The organism is Paenibacillus sp. BGI2013 (assembly GCF_002843485.1).
GTDB classification, from domain to species: Bacteria; Bacillota; Bacilli; order Paenibacillales; family Paenibacillaceae; genus Paenibacillus; species Paenibacillus amylolyticus.
In genome coordinates, this window is sequence record NZ_PJFA01000009.1 from 155,571 (window position 1) to 170,909 (window position 15,339).

Annotated in this window: 10 protein-coding genes; 1 reads left to right on the top strand and 9 read right to left on the bottom strand. The window is 45.8% G+C overall.

All coding sequences use genetic code 11. The annotated features are described in order from the left end of the window. Positions 1-329: 329 nt before the first annotated feature. Both CXK86_RS21430 and CXK86_RS21435 read right to left on the bottom strand, forming a co-directional pair. Complete coding sequence (locus tag CXK86_RS21430) at positions 330-1,148, bottom strand: TerC family protein (RefSeq protein ID WP_036617064.1); 819 nt, start codon at positions 1,146-1,148, stop codon at positions 330-332. A gap of 277 nt (positions 1,149-1,425) precedes the next feature. Beyond that, positions 1,426-1,737 carry a DUF3817 domain-containing protein gene (locus tag CXK86_RS21435; protein WP_036617062.1) on the bottom strand — a complete coding sequence of 104 codons (312 nt, stop codon included), beginning with the start codon at positions 1,735-1,737 and terminating at the stop codon, positions 1,426-1,428. Between the two features lie 215 nt (positions 1,738-1,952). On the opposite strand from CXK86_RS21435, the gene CXK86_RS21440 reads away from it, so the two are divergent. Then, positions 1,953-3,056, top strand: coding sequence for a glycosyltransferase family 4 protein (locus tag CXK86_RS21440; protein WP_076252913.1), 1,104 nt, complete (start codon positions 1,953-1,955; stop codon positions 3,054-3,056). A 20-nt stretch (positions 3,057-3,076) separates the two neighbouring features. Here the strand turns inward: CXK86_RS21440 and CXK86_RS21445 are convergent, their stop codons facing one another. The 7 genes from CXK86_RS21445 to CXK86_RS21475 all read right to left on the bottom strand — a co-directional run bounded on the left by CXK86_RS21445 (position 3,077) and on the right by CXK86_RS21475 (position 15,155). Then, positions 3,077-3,439 (bottom strand): HIRAN domain-containing protein, encoded by a 363-nt coding sequence (locus CXK86_RS21445; RefSeq protein WP_076252914.1) that lies wholly within the window; start codon positions 3,437-3,439, stop codon positions 3,077-3,079. Between the two features lie 42 nt (positions 3,440-3,481). Beyond that, positions 3,482-4,453, bottom strand: coding sequence for a helix-turn-helix transcriptional regulator (locus tag CXK86_RS21450; protein WP_036617058.1), 972 nt, complete (start codon positions 4,451-4,453; stop codon positions 3,482-3,484). 272 nt (positions 4,454-4,725) lie between these two features. Next, positions 4,726-5,247, bottom strand: coding sequence for a hypothetical protein (locus tag CXK86_RS21455; protein WP_076252915.1), 522 nt, complete (start codon positions 5,245-5,247; stop codon positions 4,726-4,728). 163 nt (positions 5,248-5,410) lie between these two features. Then, positions 5,411-6,040: a 50S ribosomal protein L25 gene (locus tag CXK86_RS21460; protein ID WP_036617054.1), complete on the bottom strand. Its 630-nt coding sequence runs from the start codon at positions 6,038-6,040 to the stop codon at positions 5,411-5,413. A gap of 282 nt (positions 6,041-6,322) precedes the next feature. Further along, positions 6,323-9,199 (bottom strand): type I pullulanase, encoded by a 2,877-nt coding sequence (gene pulA / locus CXK86_RS21465; protein WP_076252916.1) that lies wholly within the window; start codon positions 9,197-9,199, stop codon positions 6,323-6,325. 485 nt (positions 9,200-9,684) lie between these two features. Next, positions 9,685-11,733 (bottom strand): type I pullulanase, encoded by a 2,049-nt coding sequence (gene pulA, locus CXK86_RS21470; RefSeq protein WP_076252917.1) that lies wholly within the window; start codon positions 11,731-11,733, stop codon positions 9,685-9,687. Between the two features lie 173 nt (positions 11,734-11,906). Further along, entirely contained in the window at positions 11,907-15,155 is a 3,249-nt protein-coding gene (locus CXK86_RS21475) for a DUF5704 domain-containing protein (RefSeq protein ID WP_257468008.1), read from the bottom strand. Between the last annotated feature and the right edge of the window lie 184 nt (positions 15,156-15,339).

The window sequence follows — 15,339 nt, forward strand, 5'->3', positions numbered from 1 at the left end:
AGCGAAGAACGCATATCGATTATAAAACCTGCTAAACGATATGCCTATCCCCTATGTCGACCGTATGAGGCCAATGAAACGATGAGCCGGATATGCTATTATGTCTACGTTGCGCCCTGTTTGAATCAAATCATAACCAAGCATCATGTCTCTCGGCCTCCCCTCGTTAATGTTAGTCTTATATTAAGGGGACTAGAATTCATGTGTCAACCCTTTTCTTGGAAATTGGATCATGGTGTAGATTGCATATGTAAACAAAAACAGGAGATTGTCCTAGGACAATCTCCTGTTTCCCAAATAATAATGATGTTGTTAGCGTAACATGATTATTACAGTCCTGCTTGTTTTTCCAACTCTTCAACCGGATTTTCGTCTTCTTTTTCAGGAACTTTGGAAGACAGGAACCAACCACATACCGCAATGGTGATCAGTACAATATAGAATCCGAATTTCCAAATTTTATTTTCCGGGAAATGCTCATCCAGAACACCCAATGAAGGGTGTGCGAGTGTAATAACCGCCAGCTTAACCCCTACCCAACCTACGATTACAAAGGCCGCAACTTCAAGTCCTGGACGGGAATGAAGCAATTTTACAAAGTATGAGGCTGCAAAACGCATGATCACAAGCCCGATGAATCCACCGAGGAAGATAACGATAAACTGTCCACCGTCGAGTCCGCCAATTGGAGGCAATCCACTTGGTGGCAACGCCACAGCCAAAGCAACAGCAGCCAGAATGGAATCAACTGCAAATGCGATATCCGCTACTTCGACCTTGAAAACGGTCATCCAGAAACCGGATTGTTTTTTCGGTTTCTTCGGCGTTGAATCAGCTGCTTCATCTGTCTTATTGCGACTACCCAGTATCTTTTTAACGATATGGTTAATCGAAATATACAGGAGATACAGGGCACCGATCGCTTGTACTTGCCATACATCGACGAGGAAAGAAATCAGGAACAACGAACCTAAACGGAAAACAAATGCACCCATGAGACCATAGAACAACGCTTTTTTGCGCTTATCTTCAGGCAAGTGTTTAACCATGATTGCGAGTACCAATGCATTATCTGCTGCGAGTAATCCTTCAAGGACCACTAAGACAGCAAGCACCCACCCATATTCTAATAATAATGAAACATCCAAAATTGACTCCTCCTTAATATTCTTATGATGTACAAAAAAAAGGACCTTTACCATCACTGGTAAGGTCCTTTTATATCCACAAAAAGAGACCTTTACCGAGCATGAAAACTTGGTAAAGGTCTCGCTAACAACAAAATTGCTGCCAATAAAGCCGGGGATATAATCCCGAACTGACGACTTTACTGTAAAAGCTACTCCCCTTTAACAGGAATATGTAGTTTTAGTTGGAACGGGTTGTTTAACCTGTACTCATCATATTTCATAACGTTAAATAAAGTCAAGCTTTATTTAGTTGACGATACAGCTTACGGAATACGACAACATCATAGATCATATTCCCCAGTGGAATGAAAGAAACAAAGAACAGAGCAATTGGACGGCGAAGACGCCATTTCTGTGAGGTGTACATAGTCACCATAAATAACAAATACATTAAAAACAAAAAACCGTACAGATTCCCAAACCATGTGACAGCCTGCGGCATAACCCCGGCATCTCTCAACGGAAAAGCAACAAACAGTAACAACACGTACGAAATGCCCTGCAACCACAACATCAGCCGGAAGCGCCCCAGCGTAGAATGTAACATTATTTTCCTCCTGCTTTTATACATGTAACGAATTCAATTGTTCCCGTAAAGTATATCACAAAAGCTGAATATCTCGCTTGATGCCAAGCAGCAGATTATTCCTGCACGCTTATATGGGTGGTTCATCTACCATTTCGCAGGAGCCAAATGCTTCAACTTCTCATAAGATATATGACGAAGATTGTTACAGATGTCGGACAAGGAGGAGCCGGATCATGAAAATAGCTATGGTTGCACCCGAGAAATTGCCTTTACCCGGTAATGGTTCCGTGGAAATCTGTATCCTGGGCATCGCTCGTGAACTAGCCCATCGCCATCAGGTAACCATTATAAGTCGTCAAATGCAAGGTCTCGCCACCACAGAACAGATCGATGGGATCACCATTCAACGTGTCCCTGCGTCGAGTCCTGTCATGTACACCAAAGCAGTCATACGTTTGTTATCCCAACAACCCTACGATGTAATTCAAGTGGATAACAGGCCACGAAGTATGGCTACCATCAAACGAGCTTTTCCACGCACTCCCGTTGTACTCTATCTTCACTCGTTAACATTTGCTCAGCCCGGGCCTTCCAAACTCACATTAATGAAAAAAGCTGATTGGATTGCCGTCAACAGTCATTCCCTGCGACAAAGGTTAGGCCGCAGATTTCCGTTGGTAAAACACCGGATGAGTGTTGTTCCATTAGGTGCAGATCTAAGCCGCTTCAGACCTGTTGAATCCAGCGAAGAACAGATTCATCTGCGTACACAATTTGGAGTAACTAAACCATTCTCTATTCTGTATGTCGGCAGGCTGATCCCTGGAAAAGGTGTAGACGTATTAATTCGTGCGACTGCCCTCCTTCAGCAACAGGTATCTGTTCAACTGGTTGTTGCAGGCAAAGGACCTCCGTATTACATGCGTAAACTTCGCGAACTTGCCCAAAAACATAAGGTCCATGTTTCCTTCCGTGGTCAGATAAACCATGAGCATATCGATCAGTTGTATCGGGCAGTCGATTGTCTGGTCTGTCCGTCTCAAGAACATGAAGCTTTTGGCCTGGTTAATGTTGAGGCGATGGCTTCAGGATTACCCGTTATTGCTTCGGATAACGGAGGTATTCGCGAGATTATTGAATCAGGTATCAATGGATACCTTGTCACTGCTTATAAGCGTCCTCAACGTTTCACCTCTTACCTGTACAAACTTGCAAGCAATCCCACTTTTGCCGAGAAGTTAGGAAAGGCTGGCCGAGACAGCGCAAGGGCATATTTCAGTTGGGCAAGAACAGCCATGCATCTGGAAGCGACCTATACCAGGCTCATCCGTAAATGAGCCTTCTTTTGTTACGATGATCAAGCTTTTTCACGAAATTGCCATCCCTTAATCAAAGAATCCATCTGTGGAACAGGAATGTGACTCATCTCGATTAACTCCATAATCACCATATCTCTCATCATGAATCGTACTTTGGCACACGTTAGTTGATGAAATACATCGTAGAATGCCGTCCCGGCCCAACATCCATGAGGTACGACCAGCGGATCATTAACGATATAACCTACGGCTCCAATCGGGGGAATAACAACCTTAATTGCTTGATAATCCAAACGATTATCTGGATCTTTGACGAGATACACGGTATCCCCCACATGTAAAGCCTGTACTCCATGGTAGTGATCCATTCCATACATAGCTGCGAATAATTTGGTGCTCATATTACCTGCTCCTTTTCCTGTATTTCTCCATGATTAAAATTTTTACAATGATACATCGGTTTCATAATGTTCCAACCACTCGACAAGTTGCCTGCGTATCTCTCTACGAAACTCACGAGGTTCAAGTACCTCTGCCTCGGGCCCAAATTGATACAACCATTTCAAAAATTCTCTGCTGCTATTCAGTGTCACTTCAAATAACAATCCCCCATCCGACATATTCGTCATTCGCGGGCGAACAAACATTTCTTCTTCTTTTATGTAGGGGGCCACTTTCTCAGAGAATCTTACCTTGAAATGGATATTTTCGTCGCCACGGTCAATAGACCATGTGTTCTTCATGTACTGTGTTATGTTGAAATCACCCTTGTCGAAACCGGCATTTGTTCGTGTCACATCCAAAAAACGGCTGATCCGAAACAATCGAACTTTTTGCAGCAAATGGCAGTATCCAATCAAATAAAAACGTTGATCACGTGGAATGAGATAATAGGGATCGATATCCCGGACTGTGATCTCATTTCTTGTCAGCGTATGATATTGAGTACGAATGGTTTGCTGGCTTAGAATAGCTTCGATAATGGGAATCAGCAAATTAGGGTCTTTTCCTTCCTCACGATAAGCTGGCGTGCCCATCCGAATAATTCCCGCAATATTCTCTACAATGTCACTGTTTCTTGATTTTAATTTGGTATGAGCCGACATAACCTTGTCAAACGCTGAATCAAACTCAGCAGGTAACTTGGAGGTATCAACTACGGACGGGAGCAAGGAGAAAACCATTGCTTCCTGTTCAGTAAAATCTAATGGATACATCGCAAACTCACCAATAAATCGGTAACCTTTACCGTATCCTTCATTCATAATCGGGGCGACCCTATCCAAAATCCGGAGATCACGATAAATCGTGCGTACAGTCGTACCGCATTTCAGCGCCAATTCCTTGGCCGAAATTCCAGGATTTGCTTGTATAGCCTGAAGTATACGCAGCAGACGAATTAATTTCTCTGTCATGTAGTTTCTCCCCTTCGATATTTTATCGGCAAGGAAAACTAGTTCCTTTAGTACAGAACTAAATCTTTAGTCCCAATATTATTTTCGCAATTCCACCATTTTTGTATAGTCCAATTGCACTCTCACCCCCTTTTAATATACATTCTCTTACTCGCTTGCGTAAAACATTAACCCAAAAGACCTTAAACCTAAGCCTGAAAGCCTATACAATTTTCTAAAAATAATACAAAAAAAGCCCTGATCTCCACAAAGAGACAAGGCTTTTCTCGGAATTACTGGTTATGCAACTGTAATAATTGATTCATCACATTTGCCATATGCTCACAGAGTTCAGCAATGTCCCCCATCTGGTCTTCATTCACACTGCGGTCAAAATAAACATGAGCCGTGACGTTATACCTGTTTGGCTGTTCATCAAAGATATACTGGATGTTCTGGCACATCCTCTGCTCAGGCCAGCTCTTCTGTAATATCAGACGAATGGCTGGGCACTGCTTCTCAGGCTCCTTCACAACCATACTAAACCGTAGTTCCAAGCGGCAACCCGGATTCGCACCAGGCGTCTCCAGGATCTCCGCTGCAAGCTCCTCGAGGGAACTGCTTAATACAACCTCGCCTGTTACTTCCGGACGATCCCTGAGACAAAATTGTAATGTGAACTCTCTGGACATCACTGCCATCTCCAGCCGATCTTTACGCCCCGTAATCTGAATACGTTCGTCCAGGTTATCCATATCATAGAGATAATTCTCAAACCCGACTTTCAGATTGTCATACACCGTTGGATCAAACATTGAATTAAACCTACTTTCTTACCCTTTAACATGTATTGTAGTACATTCTCATTTTTCATGCGAACGATGTGCCTATTGAACTCTCTTGCTCAGCAAAAAAAGCCCAGTCACTAGGACTGGGCTCTGGTTAAGCATGAGATCTGGCAAGATCCCGTAGCTTGGCTTATTCTTCTGTAGCTTTTTCTTCAGTTGCCGGCTCAGCTTCCTCAGCAGAGGCCGTTGGCTCTTCCTCAGCCGCTTGTGGCGGCATGACGGAAGCGATGATGGATTCAGGTGATGTTACGAGTGTCAAACCTTTATCGAGTTTGATATCCGCAGCAGTCAAGCGATCACCGATGTCCAATCCGCTCACATCCACTTCAATGGACGTTGGCAGATCCGCAGGCAATCCTTCTACTTCCAGCTGTGTCTCCTGTGTCTGGAATACACCACCAGCTTTCGAGCCGGCCGCTGTACCCTGGAAGTCAATCGATACACTTACGCTGATCGGCTTGTTCTTGGAAATTTGCAAAAAGTCTACGTGCAGCAAACGTCCGTTACGCTCTTGCTGATCCTTGATCAGCACAGGAAGCGTTTTACCGCCCTCCACATTCAGGTTGAACATTTCGGAGCGGCCTGTGCGTGCCACTTTCAGCATTTCTTTTTCATCTACATGTATTGAAGCACCTTCAAGTCCCGGGCCGTAAACGACTGCGGGAACTCGTCCGCCTTGTCTTAACAGGCGCAGTGCTGCACCTTTCTTTTCCGTTCTTGGCGTTGCTGTAAGTTGAGCCATTTTTCCGTTGGATTTCATGATTGAACATCCTCCTTCAAGGGATCACTACATTATATTTGTTGGAAAGCACTGAGGCTTATCTCATAGACCATAATGGTCTTTTTTCCTTTGGCCGAATCGTGGGCCATATCTATATTTACCCCAATGATAGAGGATCTCAAACACGAAACAGGACAATTAATTTTTTTTTTGGCAAGTTATGCGGCTTATAATCAGACCAAAAAAAGCAGTCGGAATCTCTTCCAACTGCTGATTTATCAAGGTTTTGACGAACTACATTCAAAGTTATACATAAAGAAACTATGCGCTATTACGATCCTCTGTTTTTTCACTTTCACGAATGATCTGCATCTCGTCTGATCCGCTACGGACAATAATGTGTACATCCCCGTCTTCAGGTACAATGTCCACGTAACGGTCTCCGCACGTATCTTTAGCTTCCCATTCGTTCAATCGAATGATCAATCCCAGGTGATGCAGACCCGGAGCAACGCGGAAGCGGGCTTCGGCGGCATTACCGACTTGTTCCAGCCGTACGGCTCCGTCCTCCATACCTGTGCCCCATACCCAGACATCCCAACCTTCATAATGCTGGTCTTCCCGTTCGTATCGAAGCGTGACGGTTCGCGAAATCTGTTTATGAATCGTTACGCCAAGCGTTGCCCGAATTCCTCCAGCCTCAGCAATAATATGGGTTACTCCAGGTGTCATCGCACGTACGATCCCTGCTGCACTCACCGCTGCAAGTTCTGGATGAGAAGAGCTCCAGCGTATATTGGAATCCTGAAGCGGCTGACCAAATTGATCCAGAACCAAGGCACGGAAGCGACTGATTCGAGTCATGTACATGACAGGTTCACCCACAATTTCAATTCGTTCAGCATGACGATAATCCACTTGTAACATACAGCTTGCCGTTATGTCCCCACAGTGGACTGTAATCGAAGCTTCCCCTCGTTCCAGTGCATGGATTGTTCCATCAGGCTGGATCTGAATAATATCCGGATCAGAAGAAGTCCAGGTAACTGGAGCTTTTTCCACCACATTGCCAATACTGTCCCGTACGATCGCTCGTAGTTGAGTGGTCTCCTTCGGACTATATACCTGGCGAGGAAAACTAATCTCCACTGTTGATGGTTCAGCGCCTCCAGCATGCTCTGTGTCATACAGTACCATTAAAGACCATCGTTCTACCTGAACAGTACCACGAACAGTCTCGATCACGTCTGTGCCTGCCTGATGATCATTGACCACAACATGCCAGTCCCCTTCCCCCAGGTCGACATGCTGCTCATGTTCCGTTCCGTTATAGATGACCATAATCTGATTCCAGGTGTCCTGATTCGCACCATCCTGAAGTATAAAGGCAACTACATTACCATCCGCACGAATAACACGAAGGTGATTTCGTACCTGTTCAGCATCAATCATACGAAAAGCGGGATGTGTTCTCCGCAAATGAATAAGACCACGATAGTAGTCGAACACCGGTCTGAAGCGTGATTTGTTGGCCCATGTGATGGCGTTCACCGCATCCCCGCTCCGATAACTGTTATGATCACCGGCTTTGGATCTGAGCATCTCATCCCCTGAGTGCAGAAACGGAATACCCTGAGAAGTAAGCAGAATGCCGGAGGAGAGTAACGAGCGACGAACCATCTCATGATTCAAAACATCATCTGCATCCACATACCGATAAGGATCTGCTGCTTTTACCGCCGACTCAGCACTTCCGCCTCCCACCGGCTGTCCGTCCTTCCATACGGGAAAACCTAATTCATGTCTAAGGTTCATTGTTGTTGCAATTTTATCCCACAGATTGAGATTGTCATGAGCAGTTACATAATTGACAACTTCCACAGGTGAAGATGTGAAATCATCCAGTGCTCCCGCTAATCCCCTAATAAGCTCATATTCCTGCCCTCCGGCACCCGTGACAAACCCTCTGCCACTGCCATCACTATCACCCTTGATTGCACTGCGAAAATGATCATTAAATACTGCAAACCCCTGACCTCGCTGGGTTCCTTTTAATGTTTTGCGGTCCAAAGGTGAATCTCCACCCATCCAGGGTTCCCCATAGATCAGAAACGCCGGATCGATCTGCTCCCGCAATTCGCGTGTCAATTCATTCATCGTTTCCGTATCAATCAGGGCCATAAGGTCAAATCGAAATCCGTCCACATGATATTCTTCTGCCCAATATCGGAGAGAATCCAAAATATACTTTCGCACCATTGGACGTTCTGTTGCCAATTCATTGCCTACACCAGAACCATTACTGAGGGTCCCATCCTCCCGATAACGGTAATAATAGCCTGGTACAATCCGTTCAAAAGGTCCCTCTTCCACGCTATACGTGTGATTATAGACAACATCAAGTACAACGCGAATGCCTTGTCTGTGCAGCGATTGAACGAGTGATTTGAGCTCCCGAATTCGAACTGCAGGATCACGAGGATCTGTCGCATACGAACCTTCGGGAACGTTATAATGCTGGGGATCATACCCCCAGTTGTATGGTGCTCTGACATTTGAACCCACATCTGCTGTAGCGAGTTCATTCACCGTCTGATAATCCGCCACAGGCAGAAGATGTACATGAGTGACTCCCAGTTCGGCAAGATGGTCTACGCCAATACTATTGCCTGCTCTATCTGTCAGACCGGATGCCGTGAATGCCAGATATTTTCCCTTGTACGGAATATCTGCATGTGGATCCGAGGAGAAATCACGAACATGCAACTCATATAACACGGCATCAACAGGACGCAGAAAAGCAGGTTTGACATCCAGGTCCCAATCAACCGGATTGGTGGTCTCAGGATCTATAATAGCCGTTCGTTGCCCATTAGCCGTTACCGCTCTGGCATAAGGATCAACAACCACTTCAATCCGCTGATTATCATGGATAATTCGGTACATATAATAATGTCCTGCCCAATCGCCACTGAGCTTCAGACTCCATATTCCGTCCGCATCGCGCGTCAGATCATGTTCCTGCCCATTTTCATGATCTTGTACTTTACCACTATCGTTGTAATGCCCTTCATCGTCAAAAACCAATATATAAACCTGTTGTGCCGTAGGTGCCCACAATTTAAAAGTACTTGCTGCACGAGTATATGTTAAGCCAAGATCGTTGCCATCGTAACGAAAAGAAGTCCATTCCGGCATCGTTCCCACCGCCTTTATATCCATTGATTTCGTGTTGTCCCGATGTTACGGAGCGGGACGTTGTTTGTCAACCCGGGGTTGTCTGTACTCATCATATCGGTCCAATTTGCGTATTCAATTAGCAATCGCTTTCAAAATATAGGATATGAAAACAAGCGCCATAGATTGACAGCATTTGTACCTGTCCTGACAAAAAAAGTTTGGAATATACAAGAATAAATTGCAGGATGTCAATTGGTTGAGATTAAAGTGCACCAACAGGTGCACAGCATAAAGAAGGTCGAGACATGACAATGTATAGCCCTGCGACCAAGCCAATGGCTCTGACGCATCAACAAATCCCCCTTTCTTACGGGAAAGGGGGATTTGTTTTATCTCAATTTATTTGATTAAATTCGATTGATTGGATATCTTGAACGTGTCCTTGTTAGCGATTTTACTAATGGTTTGTTGGACCCTTCAATTCTTGGCAAGCTTTGCGTTCATTAGGAATTGGAATACATCACCGTAAGGGATATCGCATTCACATGTACCTGTCCGTCCTGTATGGTGCGTATCGTATTAACGCCTGCTTGTCCTTTCTCTACAATCACATTCCATGTCCCTGTGGGAATAGCGATGTCACGGTTTTCTTTTGCCGCGTTATAGATGACAACAATGCGTTCCCATGAATCGCTGGCTACTGTACCGTTCAGTTCATACGCCAGCAGTCCATTACCTTTTTCAAGAAGACGAACATGCTTCTCGATCTCTTCCCGTGTACGAAGTCGAAATACTGGATGCTCTCGCCGAAGACGAATCAGCCCACGATAATAATTAAATACCGGCTTGAACAGCTTCTTCTGCTCCCAATGTATGGCATTGACCACGTCTCCACTCTGGTGGCTGTTGGCGTCCCCATATTTGCTTCGAAGCAGCTCATCTCCAGCCGCGATCAGGGGAACACCCTGGGAGGTTAGAACGATACCATTGGCAAGCAGACTACGCCTAACGGTCTCATTCTCCAGAATGTGTTCCGAATCGATCTGCAGGTAAGGCTTAGCCTTCTCTACTGCCTCTTCCACACTCTGGCATCCACGAATACTTCCACCCTCGTCATAGGTGAGGAAATTCAAGGTATCGTGGAGTCCTTGTGTACGTGCGACTTTGTCCCACAGGTTGAGATTATCGTGCACTGTTACATAGTTAATCGTCTCGGATGGACCATCCGTAAAATCCTCAATGGCTCCCCGGACGCCAGTCCACAATTCGTCTTCTTTCCCGTCCGCACCTGTCGCAAATCCCGTACCCATCCCATCACTGTCTCCCTTGATCACTCCGCGGAAATTATCGTTAAACACAGCAAAACCCGCCCCGCGCTGCGTTCCTTTTAGGGTCATATCATCTCCAAGCAGCGAATCCAGTGCGCCCCATGGTTCACCATATAACAATATGGAAGGTGACACTTCGGTGTGCAACTCCGCTGCAAGCTGTTTCATCGTAGTTGTGTCGATCAGGCCCATCAGATCAAATCGAAAACCATCCACATGATACTCCTCTACCCAGTAACGGACCGAGTCGATGATAAATTTGCGAACCATGGTGCGTTCAGTAGCCACCTCATTGCCCGTACCTGAACCATTGCTATAGGTCCCATCGGCGTTTTGACGATAGTAGTACCCTGGTACAAGTTTTTCAAAAGAGCTGCCTGCCGTATCAAACGTATGATTATATACCACATCCATAATGACACCTATTCCCTTGTTATGAAGGGCAAGCACCATGGATTTGAACTCACGAATTCGTGTCTCCGGATCATCTGCACGTGATGCATAGGAACCTTCCGGGACATTGTAATGGAGCGGATCATATCCCCAGTTATAGTTGGAGCCATCAGACGTATCCCCATCCACCCCGGACTCATCCACTGTCGCAAAATCAAATACAGGCAGCAGATGCACATGGGTGATCCCCAGTTCAACCAAATGATCGATTCCCAGCGTGTTGCCCTCTGAATCCCGCAGCCCGGTCTCGGTAAAAGCCAGGTATTTTCCTTTATGCGTGATTCCAGATGATGGGTGTATGGAAAAATCACGTACATGCAGTTCGTACAGGACTGCATCTACAGGACTAGTCAATTCAGGGCGAATATCCTCACTCCACCCATGGGGATGCGTCTGCCCCAGTCTGATGATTACACCCATTTCTCCGTTCATGGTGACTGCTCGTGCGTATGGATCAACAGCAGTCGTTGATTGTCCATCTTCGAAAGTAGGCTTGTACATGTATCGGTAGTTATCTAACTCCCCTTCCAACTCCAGAGCCCAAATGCCTTGTTCTTTCTTGTGCATGGGTAACGCCCTCTGTTTCAATTGATTGGGCTCTTCCTCCGGGCTCCCACCTGTCAAAGGCGGGTACAGGAGTAGTTCCATCTGAACGGCTAACGGTGACCAGACTTTGAAGTGACAGGTTTGTGCTTCTAATGTGACACCTAAATCTCTTCCTTTGTATGTATCTTCTGAAATCATTATTTCCTGCTTATCCTCTTCAATCATGTGTGTTGTTCCCCTCTCGTTGAGAAAATTGATGAATATGGATGGTACGAGTGCTCCTTACCCTTTATACCCGTTCTGCTGCCCAACCATAATCCGAATTACACAAAAAAGAAGACAAACGTCATGTAGATTCACATTACGCTTGCCTTCTTTATGGGTAAAACGATATCTCTCTAATGTGGTACCTGGGATTGGAAATCATTCCGGCTGGATTGATCGGCGTGGTACAAAACCACGTCCCCATCTTGCATCGGCCAGCTTCTCCCCTGATTATCTACCGGGTTGTTATCAAAACCTTCCATTTGCCATTGATTCATCAACGGTGCGTGAATATATTGCAGATGTGGTGCACTCGTATTACCACTGCGCAATGTTTCCATATTGAAGTTAACCACAATGTAACCCTCCCTCAGAAATACCATTGCCTTCTCATCCAACTGGTTTTGTCTGGCAAGTGACTCGAGATCGGTTCCTTTGGGCACTGCATATACATCTGCGGGCAAGCTATATTCCCCATACCAGCGCTGAATCGCTGCATTCGCCCGATCCACATTAACACTGGAGGGAATATCTGCTTTTGGGCCAATGAGTGTGCGGATCTGTGAAGGAAGAATCATCCAGTCATAACGACCTACCCACGTTTTATGATGAGAGGTCTGATCCACGAAACGAACCATATGTTCCGCCATTGTACCCTGATTGCGTTCCTCCTCCGACAGTTCATAGGTATACTGATAGCGCGCTGTATCACCTAACTCCGTACCGGGGACATTCCGCAACCGTGAGTTCAGGACAACAAAGCGTTTTTCTAAATCTTGTGCCGATCCGATACGAATGAGTCGTTCCTGTCCTCGATGGTAGTATAAATCCACTTCTTGCCGGGTGGTGCCATCTTTACTCACAAAAGAGAACGACGGCGTGATTCGGATACCATCCTGTTTCCCAAACATATTGCCCTTTGTCTTCAGATCAAACTTGAAATGGTAACCCGTCTTCACTGCAGCATTTCGGAACCCCTGTACCGGATGACTACCGGGACGAATAGGCAGGACATAGGGAGCCAAATTACCTCGGGGATCTCCGTCTATACTGTTTCCTCCGGTCCAGTAACTCACACCTGTTGGTTCGGGGCTTCCCATCCGCTTGCGGAACACATTTTCCCAGTTGTAGTCTGAAATATCGGTGATGTGAAAATCATACAATCGTCCGATAACCTCTACAGCAACGGTATCTGCTGCGACATGATGGGTCAGATTGGTGTTCGCATCCTGTTGTTCTGTGAAGTTTGCAGGTGCATTTTCGGCGATATTTCGAAACTCAATTTGGTAATTCCCTTCATCTACCCATACAGGAAGATAAAAAGGGGTGTCCAACTGATTTACCGGAATATCCACCCATGTCTTGGCCGGAATAAACTGACTTCTGGCACCGTTATAGACATCGAATGGAAAACGAACCTGTTTGATCCGGAAATATTTCGCATAATCATGGTTTCCATACCCAAGATAACTTGCTACATCCAAATGTTGACCTGAGGTTGGGATTCGTACAATGAATGGGCGCTCTAAAATAAGTGCAGCTCTGGTCGGATCAGGCGTAGTCTTCTGATTATGAGGCTGATCATCTGACACCCAGGCATAGTTCACAACTGGAGTATGTACTGTAACCGAGTTAATGCCCAGAATGGGGAACTTCTGATCCTGCCCTCCGTTAACATTGCCAGGGAGAAGTCCATACGTAATCTCACCCGTGGTCGGCTGGTTAGCTTTGTTCATCAACGTGTTCTTGATCGTAAGCCGGTTCTGGTACAGAACATCGTCCCCGATCATGCCAGGCTGGGGGATCGTCCCAGGTCTTGGAGCTGTTTTTTCCACGGGAGCAGGGTCCATAATCGTCGCTCCATTAAAGGTTACCTTGTCATTATTGACGGTATTTTCTCTAACCTCCGCTTCAGCTTTGGATTGAAACAATGATGTTTCATCTGGCGTAGGCGGTTCAGCCGAACCACCCGGAACCCCTTTGATACCAAGATCAATTTCTCGACATGGCGCAGGTTTCACATGATTGGTAATCGCAATATCCTTAGCCGATTGCAAAGTCGGTGGTGTATATGCATTGGGCATAAGGGTCACGGTATCACCATAACCGCCTAGTGCATAGTTAGATACCTTTGCCTCATTTACCTTGTAGGCCTCTAGGTTATCGATCTGCCAATAGCTATATGTCCGTGTTACTTGCATATTTCTATCCCCGGGCACATCAAGTTCTTTGGGCTCAGGAGGTGTTCCTGGGTCCCCCTCACCACTAGAGGCTCTTCCCGGGATCGTCCAGGTTTTATGATAAACCCTTTTCACTTTAACGGTGTAAGTCACCGTTCCCGTCATGTTAACCCAGCGGTGCTGAAACAGATATTCCTTGGCCAAGACATTGGCATAGAGATCTTCCGAAGTTGGAATACCACGGGTAACATCGAACTTCTCAGATCCACGCTCGTCTGCCTTCAACACACCTCGGACAGATGGGTCCATAACCGATGCTTCAATAACCGTGCCTCTACTCGGTGGGCTGATGGTCACAGGGCAAGCGTTCGCAGGGTCGCCCCCCGGATCGCCATCATTACCACCTCCTCCATTATTCGTGCAGTCCTTCACCTCAAGCACCTGAGTCCCTTGTTCATCCAGTTGCTGAGCAGAATCAAGAAAATGAGCTTTTATGGTAGTGCTACCCACGATCCCTTTTGTCGTGATTTTGCCATCAGCACCGATCGTCGCTATAGTCGGATTCGAGCTCTGCCACGTCAATTTGGGATGTGCCGTCAGTTTATGAACAGAGCGATCCGGTTTGGTTAGAACTGCTTCTGCCTGTAGAGGTGTCGTATTGGCTTTACAAGCATTCGGCAGATTCACAACGAGTCCTGGCTCAGACGTGACTGTTATGGTGGCGGTATCCGAGATCAGATATGTACCATTGTTCCAGATCGCACGCACGGTGACCGTGCCTGGACTTTCGGCCGTTAACATCCCTGTTTTGAGCTCTATACTCGCAATTGTCTCGTCAGAAGAAAACCATTTGATTTCCGTTTCCCTTCGGGATACGTCGATGCCCCCATTAAAATCTGTTTCGCCATAGTTTTTGGTCTTCACCTTGGCTATCATCTGCTGAGTTTGTCCTATGGTAAGGGTTTTATTTGGAGTTACATCGATTTCTTTTTCTTCTACCAGATCACCCTCCCAGATGATGTCCATTGGTGTATGGTAGGCTACTATTTGCTTAAGACAACCTTGATTTGTTCTACCACCATTCTCATAATCATTCCACTCAGTTACTTGATGTGAGCCCCCTGTTTTGGTAATGATCTTTACGACAGTACTACCTTCTCTTATAACCGTAGTACCAACCCCAGTATAGAATAACTGCTTCACGCTTGTTTGATAATCTACACTCTTAATACGAACATTTTCTACCATTCGCTGTGTGATTCTTTGAGATTGAAACTCTGGCCAATGTTCAGCGGGCCACCTGGAAAAATCCACTTCGTTAGGTATTTCTTTCTCAGCTGGGTACGGTCTAGAACATGAATTACTATTAAGGTTATCCGAGAAAGTT

Bases quoted from the DNA above. Each gene is read 5' to 3' on its own strand.
- pulA (WP_076252916.1), bottom strand. From the start codon at position 9,199: ATGCCGGAATGGACTTCTTTTCGTTACGATGGCAACGATCTTGGCTTA.
- CXK86_RS21435 (WP_036617062.1), bottom strand. From the start codon at position 1,737: ATGTTACATTCTACGCTGGGGCGCTTCCGGCTGATGTTGTGGTTGCAG.
- CXK86_RS21460 (WP_036617054.1), bottom strand. From the start codon at position 6,040: ATGAAATCCAACGGAAAAATGGCTCAACTTACAGCAACGCCAAGAACG.
- CXK86_RS21450 (WP_036617058.1), bottom strand. From the start codon at position 4,453: ATGACAGAGAAATTAATTCGTCTGCTGCGTATACTTCAGGCTATACAA.
- CXK86_RS21445 (WP_076252914.1), bottom strand. From the start codon at position 3,439: ATGAGCACCAAATTATTCGCAGCTATGTATGGAATGGATCACTACCAT.
- CXK86_RS21455 (WP_076252915.1), bottom strand. From the start codon at position 5,247: ATGTTTGATCCAACGGTGTATGACAATCTGAAAGTCGGGTTTGAGAAT.
- CXK86_RS21440 (WP_076252913.1), top strand. From the start codon at position 1,953: ATGAAAATAGCTATGGTTGCACCCGAGAAATTGCCTTTACCCGGTAAT.
- pulA (WP_076252917.1), bottom strand. From the start codon at position 11,733: ATGATTGAAGAGGATAAGCAGGAAATAATGATTTCAGAAGATACATAC.